Raw genomic sequence first — 17558 nt, 5'->3', positions numbered from 1 at the left:
CATGTGTTTTCGGATAATTACGCGGCCGAACCCGGCAAAGTGGCAGAACACCTTGCGAATCCTCATTACGCCGCGCAATGTTCCGCTTGGGAAACATGGTTAATTTTCAAGTCTTCACAGAGCAGCAACACGCCATTTCCTTTCGGAAATATTAGGCGATGCAGCATTATTTCCCTGATCCCAACCCTGCTGGTCTTACCGACCTTACCTATTTCCCTCCGCCAGCGGCGCTGAAAAGCCGCTTTGGGCCGTCCTATCTGTTCACGGCGGACCAGCCGCTGGTGTCGGACGTCACCCGCGCCGATTTTCCGCAGTTCCGGTTCATGATGGCCGGGATGGGCGATTATCATTTTCAGGACGGGACGAAGGCGCAAACGCCGGAATGCTGCCTGCTGGGCACCACGCTGGGCGCGACCCGGATGATCGTGAACGGTCCGCTGCAGGCATTCGGCGTATCGATCCTGCCGCTGGGCTGGATCGCCCTGGGGCTGAAGGACGCCAATCTGCTGGCGGACCGGGTTGCGGACATGGCGGATCTCTTTGGCGAGGAGCCGCAGAATCTGCTGCACGCATTCCGCGAGATGGACGACCCGGCGCAGGCGGCGGAAATGCTCTGGACCTTTCTGGCGGCGCAATTGAAGCCTCCGCCACCGTCCCATGTCGCCTTCGTCACCCAATGCGACGCCTGGCTGGCCGGTGATGCGTCACCGCGCGTGGAGGCGCTGTTCGAGGCCACCGGGCTGTCGTCGCGTCAGGCCGCGCGCCTCGCCAACCGGCTTTATGGCGCGCCGCCCAAATATCTGGCGCGCAAATTCCGCGCGCTGCGGTGCGCGGCGGAGCTGGGGCTGGACCATCAGGACTGGATGGAGATGGTGGAGGGCGCTTTTTACGACCAGTCCCACTTCATTCGCGAGATCAAGCATTTCATCGGCTTTACCCCGCATCAGCTCAAGACGGACCCCTCGCCCGTCGCCCGGTTGACCCTGCAGCGGCGCGCGATGATCGGCGCGGTGGCGGAAATCAACCGCATAAGCTGATAGCTCCGCTTGGCCCCGCGCCACCGTAAACAGTCTTGATTTTCCGTGCCTTCGAGACCAGATGCGTAATCGGATTGATTCGATCCGATTTGAGAATGGTTTGCAGTAAGGCATGAAGCTTTCCAGTTTCGCAGATTATGCCGTGGTGCTGATGTCCGCTGCCGCGCGCCATTGCGGCGGCGCCCGGATGAACGCGACCACGCTGGCCGCAGAAACCGGCATCCCCTTGCCGACGGCGCAGAAGCTGGTGAGCCGGCTGTCGGCGGCGGGCCTGTTCGAATCGAGCCGGGGCACGGGCGGCGGCGTGCGGCTTTCCCGTCCACCGGCGGCCATCACGCTGGCCGATGTCGTTGAAGCGGTCGAAGGGCCGATCGCCATGACCGCCTGCAGCGACCATGGCGCGCATGACTGCAATATGGAACAGGACTGCCGCGTACGCCCGCATATGAGCGCCGCAAACCATGCAGTCCGCGCCGCGCTGGCGAGTGTGACGATCGCCAGCCTTTCGCGGGACGTGCCCGCCGCGCCGACGCCATCCTTTACCGGCGCGGGCGAAATCGAAACGCCAGCAGAACAGATAGCGCTATGACCGACGACAGCACCACATTCCGCAACCGCGAGGCGCAGGAAGCCGCCGACCGCGCGTCGGTCTACGAACATGGCTGGTCGTCCGCGATCGAGCAGGATTTCGCGCCCAAGGGCCTGACCGAGGATACCGTCCGCTTCATCTCCGCCAAGAAGAAGGAGCCGCAATGGCTGCTCGACTGGCGGCTGAAGGCGTTCGCCATGTGGCAGAAGATGGAAGCGCCGGACTGGGCGAAGCTCAACGTCCCGGCCATCGATTATCAGGACGCCTATTATTACGCCGAGCCGAAGAAGAAGGCCGAGCTGAATTCGCTGGACGAGGTCGACCCGGAAATATTGGCGACCTATCAGAAGCTGGGCATTCCCATCGCCGAGCAGGAAGTGCTGGCCGGGGTCAAGGGCAGCCGCAAGATCGCCGTGGACGCGGTGTTCGACAGCGTGAGCGTCGCCACCACATTCCGCAAGGAACTGGAGGAGGCGGGCGTCATCTTCCGTTCGATCAGCGAGGCGGTGCGCGAATATCCCGAACTGGTGAAGAAGTGGCTGGGCAAGGTCGTGCCGATGCACGACAATTATTTCGCCACATTGAATTGCGCGGTCTTTTCCGACGGTACCTTCGTCTACATTCCGGAAGGCGTGCGCTGCCCGATGGAGCTTTCCACCTATTTCCGCATCAATGCCGAGAATACGGGACAGTTTGAGCGGACGCTGATCGTCGCGGACAAGGGCAGCTATGTCTCCTATCTGGAGGGCTGCACCGCGCCGATGCGCGACGAGAACCAGTTGCACGCCGCCGTGGTCGAGTTGGTCGCGCTGGACGATGCGGAGATCAAATATTCGACCGTCCAGAACTGGTATCCGGGCGATGCCGAGGGCAAGGGCGGCATCTATAATTTCGTGACCAAGCGCGGGCTGTGCCAGGGGAAGAACAGCAAAATAAGCTGGACCCAGGTGGAGACCGGCAGCGCGATCACCTGGAAATATCCCTCCTGCGTGCTGGCGGGCGAGAACAGCGTCGGCGAATTTTATTCGGTCGCGCTCACCAACAATATGCAGCAGGCCGACACCGGCACGAAGATGATCCATCTGGGCAAGGGATCGCGGTCGACCATCGTGTCGAAGGGGATCAGCGCGGGCCGCAGCAACAACACCTATCGCGGCCTTGTCCGCGTGGCCGCATCAGCGGAGGGCGTGCGCAACTTCACCCAGTGCGACAGCCTGCTGCTGGGCGACCGGTGCGGCGCGCATACCGTGCCCTATATCGAGGTGAAGAACCCCAGCGCGCAGATCGAGCATGAAGCGACGACATCGAAGATCAGCGATGATCAGTTGTTCTACGCGATGCAGCGCGGGCTGGATCAGGAGAGCGCGGTCAGCCTGATCGTCAACGGCTTCGCCAAGGAAGTGCTGCAGCAACTGCCGATGGAATTTGCCGTCGAGGCGCAGAAGCTGCTCGGCATTTCGCTGGAGGGATCCGTCGGATGATCCCCCAGACAGCCCTAAATGCGGGCCTAAATGCGGGAGGCGAGCGCAAGCATGACGCCCGACCCGGCAAGCAACGCCAGCTTGGTCGGCGGCACATTCTCCTTATAGAGCAATATGCTGACGGCGATCGACCCGATGGTGAGGACCAGCGTGTTGAGCGGGATCAGCATGCTGAGCGACATGCCGGATGCGATCAACCGCGCCAGGATCGCAAACCCGATGCCAAAGCACAGGAACATGATCACCGAGGGCACCGGCACGGTCAGCCCGCGCGACGCCGGCAGCAGGGTCGTGCCGATCATCTGCAACACCGTCGCGCCCAAAAACAACAGCACCCCATTTACGGTAATTCCGCCCATCGCTCTCTCCATTGTGATTTTGGCAGCAAGGGTGTGACACGCGCCCGCCCCAGCAACAAAGTGCCGATGCGCGGCAAGCTGCTTTGCATTTCGCAGGAAGGATGCGTGGGGTGATCGATGGTGTGATCGACAAGGGGCAATCCTTGAACTCCCCTCCCCTTCAGGGGAGGGGCCGGGGGTGGGGCGTGTCAGTCCGACAGCTCGCGACCATGCATGATCGCGCCCATATAATGCGGCGTAACCCTACAGAACCCGAAAAGCGCTTATGGCGGGCCTTGTCCGGGTCGAACCTGGGCGGACATAAGTTTCGGCGCCAGTCGGTCATTGGCGGGGCCATCGTCGATTTCCTGTGCCCGCAAAAGGCGCTGATCGTCGAAATCGACGGCGATACGCATTTTGAGGACTCGGATGCCGACCGCGACAGCCGGCTGGTTGCGCTTGGCTATCGGATTGTGCGGTTCGGCAATGCTGATGTCATGAATAATATCGAAGGCGTGTGCGCACATTTGCTTGCCATGCTGAATGAAGTGCCTGACCGCTGGAACGGCCCCCACCCCAACCCCTCCCCTGAAGGGGAGGGGCTCGAAGAAGAATGAATCCGATGCTCAAAATCACCAACCTCACCAACGCCATTGACGGCAAGGCCATCCTCAAGGGCCTGACGCTCAGCATCAATGCGGGCGAAATCCATGCGATCATGGGGCCGAACGGCGCGGGCAAATCGACGCTGGCCTATACGCTGGGCGGGCGGCCCGGTTATGAGGTGACCGGCGGAGCGGCGACGTTCGACGGGCAGGATCTGTTCGAACTCGACCCGCATGAACGCGCCGCTGCCGGCCTGTTCCTGGGTTTTCAGTATCCGGTCGAGATTCCCGGCGTTTCCAACCTGCAATTCCTGCGCGAGAGCCTGAACAGCCAGCGCAAGGCGCGGGGCGAGGCGGCGCTGTCCGGCGGCGAGTTCATCAAGATCGCCAAGGAGAAGGCAGGCCTGCTCGGCCTAGACATGGACATGCTGAAGCGTCCGGTGAATGTCGGCTTTTCGGGCGGCGAGAAGAAGCGGAACGAGATGGTGCAGATGGGCATCCTCGACCCGAAGCTCGCGATCCTCGACGAGACGGACAGCGGCCTCGACATCGACGCGCTCAAGACCGTGGGCGCGGGCATCAACGCGATCATGCGCAAGCCCGACAAGGCCGTGCTGCTGATCACCCATTATCAGCGCCTGCTCGATTATGTGCAGCCGGATTTCGTGCATGTGCTTGCCGGCGGGCGGATCGTGAAGTCCGGCGGGCCGGAACTGGCGCTGGAGCTGGAACGCGAAGGCTATGCCGAGGTGCTGGCGGCGTGAGCATTACCTCGCCCACAATCCACATCTTCATCCCGGACTTGATCCGGGATCTATTGGCTCGACGCTCTTCGAGCGGGCGACGCTTGCGCTCATGGATCCCGGATCAAGTCCGGGATGACGGGAGTAACGGGCAGTGAATAGCCTCGCCCTCCCTACCCGCCGCGACGAGGCGTGGCGCTATAGCGACCTGGACGCCGTAAAGAGCGTGTGGCCCATTGCGCCCGCGACGCAGATCGCCGTGGCGCCGGGTGAGACCGCGTATCATCACCTGCTGCAGGATGCGGCCGATACGGACGTCGCCATCCACGACTATGTGATTACGGTCGCCGATGGCGCATCGTGCCATTTCCATATCCTCAACAGCGGCGGACGGCTTGGCCGGGTCACGCTGGACGTCACGCTGGGCGACGGCGCGCATTTCGAGCTGGGCGGCGCGATCATCGGCGGGGGCAGCCAGACGCTGGAGATCGTCACCACCGTCACCCATGCCAAGCCCAATGCGACCAGCGTGCAGACCATCCGGTCGATCCTGGGCCAGACCGCCACGGGAAGCTATCTGGGCAAGATCGCCGTCGCGCGCGACGCGCAAAAGACCGACGCGGCGCAGTCCGTGAAGGCGATGCTGCTCGACCGCACGGCCACCGCCAATGCGAAGCCGGAACTGGAAATCTACGCCGACGATGTGAAATGCGCGCATGGCGCGACGGTCGGCGAACTGGACAAGGCCGCCCTGTTCTACATGGCCTCGCGCGGGATGGAGCCGGCCGTGGCGCAGACGTTGCTGCTGCGGTCGTTCATCGCGGGCGTGTTCGACACGGTGGCGGATGAGAGCGTGCGCGAGACGCTGGAAACGGCGGCGCTGGCGCGGCTGGAGAAGTTGGCGTGAAGAGACCCTTTTTTACAGCCGTCATCCCGGACTTGATTCGGGATCTATTGGCTCTGATCCGCATGGACATGAAATCTTTGCGCTCATGGATCACGGATCAAGTCCGGGATGACGGATTGGGGGCGGCGGCATGACCGTTCCGACAACATCCTCCGTTCGCTCTGAGCCTGTCGAAGGGCTGTCCTTTTCTTCAAAGGAAGGGCAGGGCTTCGACAAGCTCAGCCCGAACGGTATAAGCTACCGCGCCGACTTCCCTGGCATCGCCGACTGGCATTATCTCGACACCGCCGCCACCGCGCAGAAGCCGCAGGCCGTGATCGACGCGATCGCGCGGGCCTATGGCGCGGATTACGCCACCGTGCATCGGGGCGTCTATTCCCGGTCGGCGAACATGACACTGGCCTATGAGGCCGCGCGGCGGAAGGTTGCGCGCTTCATCAATGCGCAGTCGGATGGGGAGATCGTCTTTGTTCGCGGCGCGACCGAAGGCATCAACCTGGTCGCGCAGAGCTGGGGCGGCGCGAACCTGAAGGCCGGGGACCGCATCCTGCTCTCCGTGCTGGAGCATCACAGCAATATCGTGCCCTGGCAGTTGATCGCGGAAAAGACGGGCGCGCAGATCGATGTCGTGCCGCTGACCCAGGACGGCAAGATCGACCTAGACGCCATGTCGGCGATTATCACGCCAGCGCACAGACTGGTCGCACTGGCCCATGTGTCGAACGTGCTGGGGTCGCCGCTGGATGTCCGGCGCGCGGCGGAGATCGCGCAGGGCGTTGGCGCGAAAATCCTGATCGACGGGTGCCAGGCGGTTCCGCGCCTTGCCGTGGATGTGGCGGCGCTCGGCTGCGACTTTTACGTCTTTTCCGCGCACAAGCTTTATGGCCCCACCGGCATCGGCGTGCTGTGGGCGCGGCAGGACATCCTCGACGCCATGCCCCCCTATCAGGGCGGCGGGTCGATGATCGACAAGGTGACGTTCGAAAAGACGACCTACGCGCCGGCCCCGACCCGGTTCGAGGCAGGCACGCCGCATATCGTGGGCGTGGTCGGCCTTGCCGCCGCCATCGATTATGTCGAGGCGATCGGGCTGGATGCGATCCATGCCCATGAATGCGCGCTGGTCGGGCAAGCGCGCGATGCGTTGCACAAGCTCAACTCCGTGCGCGTGTTCGGGCCGGAGGATTCGTGCGGCATCCTGTCTTTCGAGATCGAGGGGGTGCATCCGCACGATGCAGGCACCATATTGGATGAGGAAGGCGTGGCGATCCGCGCCGGGCATCATTGCGCGCAACCGCTGATGCGGCATCTGGGCGTCGAGGCGACGGCGCGGGCGAGCTTTGGCATTTACAGTGATGAAAGCGATGTCGCGGCGCTGGTGCGCGGGATCGAGCGAGTGAGGAAGATCTTCGGATGAACGAAGAGAGCAAGATTATCGTCGAGGAAGTCGACGGCGTGGAAGCGCCGCCCAAGGCGCGCGTCGACGCCGTGGAAACGGCGCACGAAACACCAAGGGAAACGATGGAGCGCAAGCGCGATTATCTCGACGGCTTCCTGAACCAGAAGCCCGCGACCGCGGCCCAAGGCGAACCGGGCGGCGATGTGTATGAGGGCGTGATCGATGCGCTGAAGGAAATTTTCGACCCGGAAATCCCGGTGAACATATATGATCTGGGCCTGATCTACGGCGTGGACATCACCGAGGGCGGACATGCGGTCGTCACCATGACGCTGACGACGCCGCACTGCCCGGTGGCGGAATCCATGCCCGCCGAGGTGGAATTGCGCGTGGGCGCGGTCCCCGGCGTCGGCGATGTAGAGGTCAACCTCGTCTGGGACCCGCCATGGGATCCGGCGAAGATGAGCGACGAAGCCAAGCTTGAACTGGGGATGCTTTAGCATTTCGTTCAAAGTGGTACTTTGAACGAAGATTTGAACCGTTCGCCCTGAGCTTGTCGAAGGGCTGTACTTACTTCCGAAGAAGGGCAGGGCTTCGACAAGCTCAGCCTGAACGGTGGAGTTGAGAATGACCGAAGTGCAGACCAAGACCCGCGCCCGCCCTGCCGCCGTCATCCTGACGGCGAGCGCGGAGGAGCGCATCGCCAGCCTGATGGCGAAGGCCCCCGCCGATGCGATCGGCGTGAAGCTGTCCACGCCGCGCCGGGGCTGTTCCGGCCTTGCCTATTCGGTCGATTATGTGACCGAGGAAGCGAAGTTCGACGAGAAGATCGAGACGCCGGGCGGCACCTTCTACATTGACGGCGCGTCGGTGCTCTACTTGATCGGATCGACGATGGACTGGGTGGAGGATGATTTCACCGCCGGGTTCGTGTTCAACAATCCGAACGCCAAGGGAAGCTGCGGCTGCGGCGAGAGTTTTACGGTTTAGGCTTTACTCGTTTTATCGGGACTGGACTCCTGCTTTCGCAGGAGTGCGCAATTCCCAGACCCTCCTAAAAGTCCATCACGTACCGCACGGCGCCGCCAATCTCGTCCGGAAACCAGGCGAGGTTGCCGCTGTCCTTTCGCCAATAGGCGTTGGTGGTGATCCATCCCATGCCCAGCCGCCGGGCATAGACCGTCTCCGCATCGATCTGTCGCCCGCGCGGGGCGAGGCTGATCGTCTCCATCGTCCAGGTCGCGCTGTGCGTCGCATAATCATATGAGGTTGGCAGGCGCAGGCCGATGCCGCCCGATTCCACGCGCAGCGGCTGGGAGATGCGCACCGCCAGCCGGTCATCGCGGTCCAGAACCCCGCGCTTCTCGCCATCGATCGACCAGGCGTTGGTGCGCAGGTCAGCCCCGCCCCCGCTCGTGAAACCCTGCCGGAACATGGCGCCCAGCCGCCAGCCATTGCCGGGTTCCAGCGCGACGCCGCTGTCGAGGAACAGGCTTTTCCCGGCGGCGGCTCCGATCAGCGAGGAGAAGCGCGCGCCCAGCAGGGTGCCCTCCTCCCGCATATAGGTGGCTCCGAAGGACAGGCGCAGCGCCCCGGCGCGCTTTTCCGCGCTGGCCCCGAACGCGGCATAGCCGTCATTGCGGCGCTGGTCCCATGGCGTTTCGACGTCGCGATAGGCGGTGCGCCACGCATGCCCCTGCTCCGCCGTCATCGTCAGCGCCACGCCGCCGCCGACATCATGCCGGACCGCAAAGCCGCTGCCCGCGACACGGTCGAAACCCAATGATCCCCGCGTTCCGTTCGCCACCAGAAAGGCCGGAGCGCTGGCGCCGTCGACCCGCGCTGTCAGGCTACCCGCGCCTTCGGAGAATCCCAGGGATATGGTTGTCGCCTGCCCCATCCGCATCGTGATCGACCCGGACAGCGCCCGCGCCCTTTGCGTGTCCTCTGGCGAGAGCATCAGGCGGCTCATTTCCGCCATGCTGCCGCGGCCGGGGGCAATATTCATGGCGACGGACACGGGGCCGCTATCGGCGCTGAAGCTGCCCTGCCTGATCTGCAGCGCGGGGGCGAGGGTCAGGTCAGGCGTGTCGCTGCGGAGCGATGGCTTGAAATCGATCGTGTAAGCCCGGCCGAGACTGTCGAGCGCGACCGCATTCATGCTGCCGACCTCCGACGCATCGCCCATCGGCGCGGACAAGGATCCGTTGGCGCTGAGCGACACCGGCGTCGCCGATCCTGCAAGGCTGGTCGATCCGACGGGCGAAAAAGCTCTGGCGACATTCAATATGCCCGCGCCGAACACCGAGTCCGCGCCGGACGCGCCCGCATCGGTGGCGCTGGACATCAGGAGTTGCACGATCTGCGCGCCGGAGAGATTGGGAAATGCCTGCGCAAGCAGCGCCGCCGCGCCAGCGATCTGCGGCGCGGAGAAGGATGTGCCATCGAACAGATAGTTTACGCCATTCTGATCCTGCGACAGCACGCTCTTGCCAAGGGCCGACAGGGTTGCGGTCTCATATCCCTGTGCGCCGTTCGAAAAGCTGCTGTGCGCGCCATTGGCGTCCACCGACGCAGCGATAATCACCTGCCCGCGCGCGATGGCGGGGTTGACGAAGGACGCCGCAAAGGCGTCCGGCGCGGCGCGCCCGTCATTGCCCGCCGACACCACGATCACCATGCCCGCAGCCGTCGCGCGATCAATGGCTGCGGCCAGGGTCGGCGGCGCGCCGCTGTCGCCGCCCAGCGAAATATTGACGACCTTCGCGCCATTCACCCGCGCATGATCAAGCGCCTGCGCAATCGCCGTGGTGCTGTGGGAACAGCCCGAATCCTGCGAACCCGATCCGATGGAATTGCAGGTGTTTGGCGTATCGGTCCGCAGCGCCAGAACCGTTGCGCCCCATGCCATGCCCATGATCAACCGGTCGTTGCGCGCGCCCGCCAGGACCGTCGCGACGGCGGTGCCGTGGCCGCCCTGATCCTGGACCGTGCCGCTTCCCCCAAAGTCGCGGGAGGCGGAGCTGATCCTGCCGGTAAATTCCGCATTGGCCGTGGCGATGCCACTGTCGATGACGCCGACCGTGACGCCCGCCCCGCTCGCGCCAGCCTGATAGGCGGTGATGGCGCCATGTACGGAGGGGCCATCCGACCGCCGATATTCACTGGTGTCGTAGTTGGTGGCTGTCGGCGCCGGGGTTGGGGCGGGCGTGGGTGTGGGTGTCGGCGTTGGAGTGGGCGTCGAATTGACCGCCCCGCCCCCTCCACCACAGGCGGACAGCGCGCATGTCGCCAGCATCGCCGCGAGAACGGAATAACGCCTGGGGAAACGATGGCTGTTCGGCATGAATGTCAGTTCCGTTCGTGATGGATGGCGTTTCCCTAACGCCAAATGCTGAAGAATATTTTGCGCTTCTCGCTTGTCCTGCGCGGCATGCGCGGATACCGCGCCGCCATGCGCGCAGACCTCGCCCATATCGACGCCTGGGTCTTCGACCTGGACAACACGCTGTATCCGGCGAAGGCGGACCTGTTCGGCCTGATCGACGTGAAGATGGGCGAGTTCATCCAGGGCCTGCTCGGCTGCGACCCGGTTGAGGCGCGCGCCGTCCAGAAACGATATTTCATGGAGCATGGCACGACCCTGTCGGGGCTGATGGCGCATTACGGCACCGATCCGCGGGAATTCCTTGAATTCGTCCACGATATTTCGCTCGACCGGCTTGAAGTAGATCCCGCCCTGAATGCGGGTATCGCCGCCCTGCCCGGCCGCCGCCTGATCTTTACCAATGGCGATGAGCCTTATGCCCAGAGGGTGCTGGACAAGCTCGGTCTGTCCGGCGCGTTCGAGCTGATCCACGACATCCACGCCTGCCAATATATCCCCAAGCCCGATCCGTCCGGCTATGCCGCCCTCTGCGCGACCCACGGCCTTAACCCTTTCAGATCGGCGTTTTTCGAGGATATGGCCCGCAACCTGAAACCCGCCAAGGCGATCGGCATGACCACCATCTGGGTCAATAACGGGTCCGAGGCCGGCACCGTGGACGCGCATCCCGACTTCATCGATTTCGAAACCGACCATCTGACGCCGTTCATCGGCGATATCACCGGAGCATGACATGACCGATCCCCTTATCACCACCCTGGAAGCCGCTTGGGAAGACCGCGCCAATATCGGCCAGTCCACACAAGGCGCGGTACGTGAGGCCGTGGCGGAGGCGCTGAACCTGCTTGATGCAGGCAAGGCGCGCGTCGCCGAACAGATCGATGGCGGCTGGCAGGTAAACCAGTGGCTGAAGAAGGCCGTGCTGCTCTCCTTCCGGCTGAACGACAATGCGCTCATCCCCGGCGGACCCGGCGGCTCCTTCTGGTGGGACAAGGTCCCCTCCAAATTCTCCGGCTGGGGCGAGACCCAGTTCCGCGCCGCCGGTTTTCGTGCCGTGCCCGGCGCTTTCGCGCGTCACGGCGCCCATATCGCCCGCAATGTTATCCTGATGCCCAGCTTCGTCAACATCGGCGCCTTCGTCGATGAAGGCACGATGGTCGATACCTGGGTGACGGTGGGAAGCTGCGCACAGGTCGGCAAGAATGTCCATCTGTCGGGCGGCGTCGGCCTTGGCGGCGTGCTGGAGCCGCTGCAGGCGGACCCGGTGATCATCGAGGATGACTGCTTCATCGGCGCCCGGTCCGAAGTCGTGGAGGGCGTGCGCGTGGGCAAGGGATCAGTGCTCTCCATGGGCGTCTTTATCACCAGCACCACCAAGATCGTGGATCGCACCACCGGGGAAGTGTTTATCGGCGAAGTGCCCCCCTATTCGGTCGTTGTGCCGGGAAGCCTGCCCGGAAAGCCGCTGCCGGACGGCACGCCCGGCCCGAACCTCGCCTGCGCGGTCATCGTGAAGCGGGTGGATGCGCAAACGCGGTCCAAGACGGCGATCAACGATCTGCTGCGGGATTGAGAAAATCGCGCTCTTAAAATTGCCCCAATCTCGGCGTGCTCCTGCGAAAGCAGGAGCCTAGTCCCACGGTCCGAACTGGACTCCTGCTTTCGCAGGAGCACCTCAGTTAAACCTGTTGATAGGGCACATGACAGAGGTTGGATTTATTGCCCCGGTAACCTAAATCCCCCCAATGCCTCCCGATCAGCCAGATACCGATAAGGCCGCGCCGCCGGCATGGGCCACCCTGCGCCGGTTCATGGTCTATCTCTGGCCGAAGGACGCCCCGGCGCTGCGCCGCCGGGTGGTGTTTTCCATGCTGCTGGTGCTGGCGGCCAAGGCGACGAGCCTTGTCATGCCCTTCGCCTACAAGGCGGCGATCGACCGGATGGCGCCGGGCATGGAGCCGGGGGCGGCGCTGGCGATCGCGCTGGTCGCCGCCTATGCGGGCGCGCGCTTCGCCTCCGTCGCGTTCGACAATATCCGCAATGTGGTGTTCGAGCGGGTGGGGCAGGAAGCGACGCGCCGCCTGTCGGAACATGTGTTCGCCCACCTCCATCGCCTTTCCCTTCGCTTTCACCTCAATCGCAAGACCGGCGGCGTCACCAAGGTCGTGGAGCGCGGCACCAAAAGCATCGACACGATGCTCTATTTCCTGCTGTTCAACATCGCGCCGACGATTGTCGAACTTTTGGCGGTGTGCGCGATCTTTTTCGTGAAGTTCGGTCCAGGACTGGTCGTCGCGACGCTGGTCATGGTCGGCCTCTATATCTGGTTCACCCGCATGGTGACCGAATGGCGCAACCAGCTCCGCCGCGACATGGTGGACCTCGACACCGGCGCGGTGGCCCATGCCGTCGACAGCTTGCTCAATTTCGAGACCGTCAAATATTTCGGCGCGGAGGACAGGGAGGCGGCCCGTTACGGCAATTCCATGCGCCTCTACGCCAAGGCGGCGGTGAAGTCGGAGAACAGCCTGGCATGGCTGAATATCGGGCAGTCCCTGATCACCAACCTGATGATGGCGGGCGCGATGGGCTACACCGTCTGGGGCTGGAGCCGGGGCATGTTCAGCACTGGCGACGTGGTGCTGGTGAACACGCTGCTGTCGCAGCTTTTCCGGCCGTTGGACCTACTCGGCATGGTCTATCGCACGATCCGGCAGGGCCTGATCGACATGGAGGCGATGTTCAAGCTGGTCGATACGCCGCAGGAAGTGACCGACCGGCCCGGCGCGCCGCCGTTGCAGGTTGCGGCTGGGGAGGTGCGGTTCGACACTGTGCTGTTCGGCTATGATCCGGGGCGGACGATCCTGAAGGGCGTGGACCTCACCATAGCGGCCGGAAAGACGCTGGCGGTCGTCGGTCCTTCGGGCGCGGGCAAGTCCACCATCGCGCGGCTGCTGTTCCGTTTCTATGACGTAACCGGCGGCCGTATCCTGATCGACGGGCAGGATATAGCGGCGGTGACGCAGGACAGCGTGCGCGACGCCATCGGCATCGTGCCGCAGGATATGGTGCTGTTCAACGACACGATCGGCTATAATATCGGCTATGGCCGCGCGGGCGCAACACAGGCGGAGATTGAGGAGGCGGCGAAGGGCGCGTCGATCCACGATTTCATCCTGTCGCTGCCCGAAGGCTATGAAAGCCGGGTCGGCGAGCGCGGCCTGAAACTGTCCGGCGGCGAGAAACAGCGCGTCGCCATCGCCCGCACATTGCTGAAAGACCCGCCGATCCTGATCCTGGACGAAGCCACCAGCGCGCTGGACAGCCGCACCGAGGCGGCGATCCAGGAGGTGCTGGGCGAGATCAGCCGCCGCCGCACGACGATCGTCATTGCGCATCGGCTGTCCACCGTCGTCGAGGCGGACGAAATCGTCGTGCTGGACCAGGGCGTGGTGGTGGAGCGCGGCACGCATGCGCAGTTGCTGGCGGCGGACGGCCTGTATGCGACGATGTGGCGGCGGCAGGCGGCTGAGCGCAAGACCGAAGGTCTGGGCGTGGAGGATGTGCTGGCCTGAGTTATCAATTTCCATACACCGTTCGTCCTGAGTAGCCATTGAGCGAAGTCGAAATGGCATATCGAAGGACCGGAGCTTGGTGCTAGGGTGCTTCGATATGGTGCCTTCGACAAGCTTAGTCACCACTCAGCACGAACGGCCCTCAGTTTTTAACCCGCTTGAAGTCGCAAATCCGTTCCGCATTAACCATTTCATAACCCTGATCTTCAATACTCCCTGAACCATGCGCGATGCCGGGACGCCCGCATTTGCGCCTGCCAGGGGACTGAGATTGATGAAGACCGCCGTCCGTGCCGCCGCGCTGCCCACCCTGCTGGCTGACGCGCCGCAGAATATCCGTGTGCTGTCGCTCGACTGTTTCGACACGCTGATCTGGCGCAACGTCAACCTGCCCGTCGATGTGTTCGCCGACCTGCCCTTTCCCGGCGGCGGTATCGAGGCGCGCACCTGGGGCGAGATCAAGGCGCGCAAGAGCCTGCCCTTCATCAATGGCCGCGATGAAGTCACGATCGAGGAAATTTACGGCGCGCTGATGCCGGACGCCGACGACGCCGCGCGCACAGCCGCCATTGAGGCCGAACTGGCGGCCGAGGCACATCATTGCTTCGCCTTCGCGCCGACCCGCGACCTGATTGTCGACGCCAAGCGGCGCGGGCTTCAGGTCATCATCGTGTCCGACACCTATCTGTCCGAACCGCAGCTTCGCGCACTGATCGCGTCGGCGGCGGGCCAGGCTGTCGCAGACATGATCGATCGCATCTTCTGCTCCTGCGAATATGGCGTCAGCAAGGCCGGTGGGCTGTTCACTCATGTCCTCGCGGACCTTGGCATTTCCCCCTCCGCCATCCTGCATGTCGGCGACAACCATATGGCCGACCGCATTGCCCCGGCGAAGCTGGGCGTGAACACCGTCCATCTGGAACAGTTTGACGATGTGGCGGAACAGCGCCTGCGGCTTGAAGCCGTCGCGGCGACGATCCTGGACCCCGCCGTCCGGCACAAGCATCCCGCGCTGCAGCCGCATCGTGCGCAGATTTCCCTGCGTGAGGAATGCGACGCGGTGGAGACGCTGGGCCATGACGTACTCGGCCCGATCATGCACAGCTTCGCGCTGTGGCTGCGCGAGGAAGCCGACGCGATGGCGACCGCCACCGGCCGCCCGGTCAAGCTGCTGTTCCTGCTGCGCGATGGCCACCTGCCCGCACAAGCCTTCGCCGCCGCCTTCCCCGACTGGGCGGACCGCATCGCTTCCGTCGAACTCAGCCGCTTCACCGCCACCGCCGCAAGCTTCACCGACGCGGCGGCGATCGAGCGCTATCTGGCGCCGGAAATCGACACGGCGCAGTTCGCAACCTTCGCCAAGCAGATGCTGTTCAATCGCGACGAGTCCACCAAGCTGTGCCGCAACGCCAGCAAGCGCGGTTTCCTGAAAAGCGTGCTGGAGCCGTCCAACGTCCGCAAGATCGTCAACCGCTCCGGCGACTTCGCCAAGCGGCTGTTCGCGCACCTCGCCAGCCACGGCGTCGAGCGCGGCGATGCGGTCATGCTGGTCGACCTCGGCTATAACGGCTCGGTGCAGAATGCGGTCGAGGCCGTTCTGCGCAAAGGCATGGATCTGGAAGTGTCCGGCCGGTACCTGCTGCTGCGCGAGACCTTCCTGTCCGGCCTCGACAAGCGCGGCTACATGGACACCCGCAACCATGATTCCAAGGCGCTGCACGCCTTGTCCGAATCCATCGCCATCGTCGAGCAGCTCTGCACGCTCGCGCAGGGTTCGGTCGTCGATTACAAGCCGGACGGTTCGCCGATCCGCAGCGCTGCAGGCGTCAAGGGCGCGCAGAGCGAGAATCGCGACCGGGCGCAGCGCGCCTGCCTGGAGTTTGTGCGCGGCGTAGGGACCGGGCTGGTGAAAGCGCCGCTGTCCGATGACGCCGAATGCCGCCGCCGCATGGCCGGCGCGGCGCTCGCCCGCCTGCTGTTCCTGCCGATGGAGAGCGAAGTCGCGCTGCTGGAAACATTCCATCATGACGTGAATCTTGGCACCAAGGACATGGTGAGCTTCGTCGATACTGCCGCCGCCACCGAGGGTCTGCGCCGCCGCGGCATCTTCTATGTGAAGAATGCGATGCGCGCCTATCTGCCGGGCGAATTGCAGCGGCACGGCCTGCCGCTCAACCTCTCCATCTTCTCGACCCGCCGTTTCGGCCTCGACCTGCGCAAGGCGGATTTCGATGTCGGCGCGATGAAGCTGCCGGTGATCCTGATCGACCAGACCAGCCATGCGCAGATCGAGGTGGACGCCTATCCGACTAGCGAGGGCTATTATCAGGCGATGATCCCGGTCGGCGAAGGCCAATATAGCGCGGGCATCCAGCTCGGCCAGCATTTCGAATGGGTGCAGGTGGAGGAAGCGAGCTTCCATTATGTCGACGACTATATGAAGCCCAAAGCGGCCGAAGGGGCAATCGCCGCCCATCCGCTGTTCGACGCGATGGAGGAAGTGTCCGCCGGACTCTACCGCTGCCAGTCGGAAGCCGGGTTCATGCTGATCCAGCCGCCGATCAGCGCGCCGGGCCGCAACCTGCTGCTCAGCATTGTCTTCCGCCCGGTCGTCACGCGGCCGCAGGCTGTTCAGTCCGTACAAAAGGCCGCCTGAAATGCCCGATTTGCTGATCCATTCCATGTCGGAATTTTCCGACATCATCCTGGACGGTCTGGCCATCGCCAAGGCCGAACATGTGGTCGAGATCGGCGCGGAATATGGCGGCATGTCGACCATGCTGGCGAATTATGCGCTGGAACAGGGCGGGCGGCTGACCAGCATCGACCCCCTGCCCAAGCCGGAATTTCTCGATTGGGTCGGCGGCGCAGACCATGTGACCCATATCGGCAAGCCGAGCCTTGCCGCGTTCGACGAGATCGCGGATGCGGACGCCTGGCTGATCGACGGCGACCATAACTGGTTCACCGTCTATCATGAGTTGAAGGCTATCGATGCGCTCTGCGAACGGGATGGCAAGCCTTTGCTTGCCTTCCTGCATGACGTCGCCTGGCCGTCCGGCCGCCGCGACATGTATTATGCGCCGGACATGATCCCGGAAGCTGCGCGGCATCCGCATGATTTCGACGGCGGGGCGCTGCCGGGCCATGGCTCGCTGGTGCGCGGGCGCGGTTTCCGCGGCATGGGCCATTTCGCCTGGGCGCTGCATGAGGGCGGCCCGAAGAACGGCGTCAAGACGGCGGTGGAGGACTTCATCGCCGAGCGCAACGAAGCGGGGCGAGAACTCGCCTATGCGGAAGTGCCCGCGGTGTTCGGGCTGGGCGTATTGTTCGATCTCGACGCGCCGTGGAGCAATGCGCTCGCCGACCTGGTCATTCCCTATCACGAAAACCGGCTGATCGCTTCGCTGGAGGCCAACCGGCTCGCAAATTATCTGACCGTGCTGGATTTCCAGGACCGCAACGCCGCCTGAAGCTGCGGCGTCGGCATCCGCCG

Annotated in this window: 16 protein-coding genes; 14 read left to right on the top strand and 2 right to left on the bottom strand. The window is 63.7% G+C overall.

Features of this window, described 5'->3' with window-relative positions:
* The first annotated feature begins 158 nt into the window (after nt 1-158).
* From BHQ40_RS07350 to sufB, 3 genes are all read left to right on the top strand, one after another.
* Complete coding sequence (locus BHQ40_RS07350) at nt 159-1037, top strand: helix-turn-helix domain-containing protein (protein ID WP_070154384.1); 879 nt, start codon at nt 159-161, stop codon at nt 1035-1037.
* Between the two features lie 112 nt (nt 1038-1149).
* Nucleotides 1150-1626: an RrF2 family transcriptional regulator gene (locus tag BHQ40_RS07345; RefSeq protein ID WP_070154382.1), complete on the top strand. Its 477-nt coding sequence runs from the start codon at nt 1150-1152 to the stop codon at nt 1624-1626.
* The gene (sufB, locus tag BHQ40_RS07340) at nt 1623-3107 is read left to right on the top strand and encodes a Fe-S cluster assembly protein SufB (RefSeq protein WP_070154380.1); all 1485 of its coding nucleotides are present in this window, start codon (nt 1623-1625) and stop codon (nt 3105-3107) included. Before BHQ40_RS07345 ends, sufB begins: the two co-directional genes overlap by 4 nt.
* A gap of 26 nt (nt 3108-3133) precedes the next feature.
* On the opposite strand, the gene BHQ40_RS07335 is transcribed toward sufB, so the two are convergent.
* Nucleotides 3134-3466, bottom strand: coding sequence for an SMR family transporter (locus BHQ40_RS07335; protein WP_070154374.1), 333 nt, complete (start codon nt 3464-3466; stop codon nt 3134-3136).
* Between the two features lie 209 nt (nt 3467-3675).
* Between BHQ40_RS07335 and BHQ40_RS07330 the strand changes: the two genes are divergently transcribed.
* The 6 genes from BHQ40_RS07330 (at nt 3676) to BHQ40_RS07305 (ending at nt 8089) form a co-directional block, all read left to right on the top strand.
* The gene (locus tag BHQ40_RS07330) at nt 3676-4062 is read left to right on the top strand and encodes an endonuclease domain-containing protein (RefSeq protein WP_354320951.1); all 387 of its coding nucleotides are present in this window, start codon (nt 3676-3678) and stop codon (nt 4060-4062) included.
* A gap of 5 nt (nt 4063-4067) precedes the next feature.
* Nucleotides 4068-4814 (top strand): Fe-S cluster assembly ATPase SufC, encoded by a 747-nt coding sequence (sufC, locus tag BHQ40_RS07325; protein ID WP_070154455.1) that lies wholly within the window; start codon nt 4068-4070, stop codon nt 4812-4814.
* A 133-nt stretch (nt 4815-4947) separates the two neighbouring features.
* Nucleotides 4948-5700 (top strand): SufD family Fe-S cluster assembly protein, encoded by a 753-nt coding sequence (locus BHQ40_RS07320; protein WP_070154372.1) that lies wholly within the window; start codon nt 4948-4950, stop codon nt 5698-5700.
* 130 nt (nt 5701-5830) lie between these two features.
* Nucleotides 5831-7117, top strand: a complete 1287-nt coding sequence (locus BHQ40_RS07315; protein ID WP_083276755.1) for a cysteine desulfurase — start codon at nt 5831-5833, stop codon at nt 7115-7117.
* Nucleotides 7114-7599 carry an SUF system Fe-S cluster assembly protein gene (locus tag BHQ40_RS07310; protein WP_070154370.1) on the top strand — a complete coding sequence of 162 codons (486 nt, stop codon included), beginning with the start codon at nt 7114-7116 and terminating at the stop codon, nt 7597-7599. The genes BHQ40_RS07315 and BHQ40_RS07310 overlap by 4 nt, the downstream gene beginning before the upstream one ends.
* 127 nt (nt 7600-7726) lie before the next feature.
* Nucleotides 7727-8089, top strand: coding sequence for a HesB/IscA family protein (locus BHQ40_RS07305; RefSeq protein WP_070154367.1), 363 nt, complete (start codon nt 7727-7729; stop codon nt 8087-8089).
* A 64-nt stretch (nt 8090-8153) separates the two neighbouring features.
* Here the strand turns inward: BHQ40_RS07305 and BHQ40_RS07300 are convergent, their stop codons facing one another.
* On the bottom strand, nt 8154-10445 hold the full coding sequence (locus BHQ40_RS07300; protein ID WP_171905793.1) for a S8 family peptidase: 2292 nt from the start codon (nt 10443-10445) through the stop codon (nt 8154-8156).
* Nucleotides 10446-10553: 108 nt separating this feature from the next.
* On the opposite strand from BHQ40_RS07300, the gene BHQ40_RS07295 reads away from it, so the two are divergent.
* From BHQ40_RS07295 to BHQ40_RS07275, 5 genes are all read left to right on the top strand, one after another.
* A complete protein-coding gene (locus BHQ40_RS07295) occupies nt 10554-11219 on the top strand; it encodes a pyrimidine 5'-nucleotidase (protein WP_070154448.1) in 666 nt (221 codons plus the stop codon).
* 1 nt (nt 11220) lies between these two features.
* Nucleotides 11221-12060 (top strand): 2,3,4,5-tetrahydropyridine-2,6-dicarboxylate N-succinyltransferase, encoded by an 840-nt coding sequence (gene dapD / locus BHQ40_RS07290; RefSeq protein WP_070154365.1) that lies wholly within the window; start codon nt 11221-11223, stop codon nt 12058-12060.
* Nucleotides 12061-12232: 172 nt separating this feature from the next.
* Entirely contained in the window at nt 12233-14062 is a 1830-nt protein-coding gene (locus BHQ40_RS07285) for an ABCB family ABC transporter ATP-binding protein/permease (RefSeq protein WP_070154363.1), read from the top strand.
* Between the two features lie 274 nt (nt 14063-14336).
* A complete protein-coding gene (locus tag BHQ40_RS07280) occupies nt 14337-16718 on the top strand; it encodes an HAD family hydrolase (RefSeq protein WP_083276753.1) in 2382 nt (793 codons plus the stop codon).
* 1 nt (nt 16719) lies between these two features.
* Nucleotides 16720-17535 carry a class I SAM-dependent methyltransferase gene (locus tag BHQ40_RS07275; RefSeq protein WP_070154360.1) on the top strand — a complete coding sequence of 272 codons (816 nt, stop codon included), beginning with the start codon at nt 16720-16722 and terminating at the stop codon, nt 17533-17535.
* Nucleotides 17536-17558: the final 23 nt, after the last annotated feature.

Source organism: Sphingobium phenoxybenzoativorans, from assembly GCF_001757355.1.
GTDB classification, from domain to species: Bacteria; Pseudomonadota; Alphaproteobacteria; order Sphingomonadales; family Sphingomonadaceae; genus Sphingobium; species Sphingobium phenoxybenzoativorans.
Note: the sequence above shows the minus strand (reverse complement) of the source record. Positions and strands in the feature narration are given on the sequence as shown.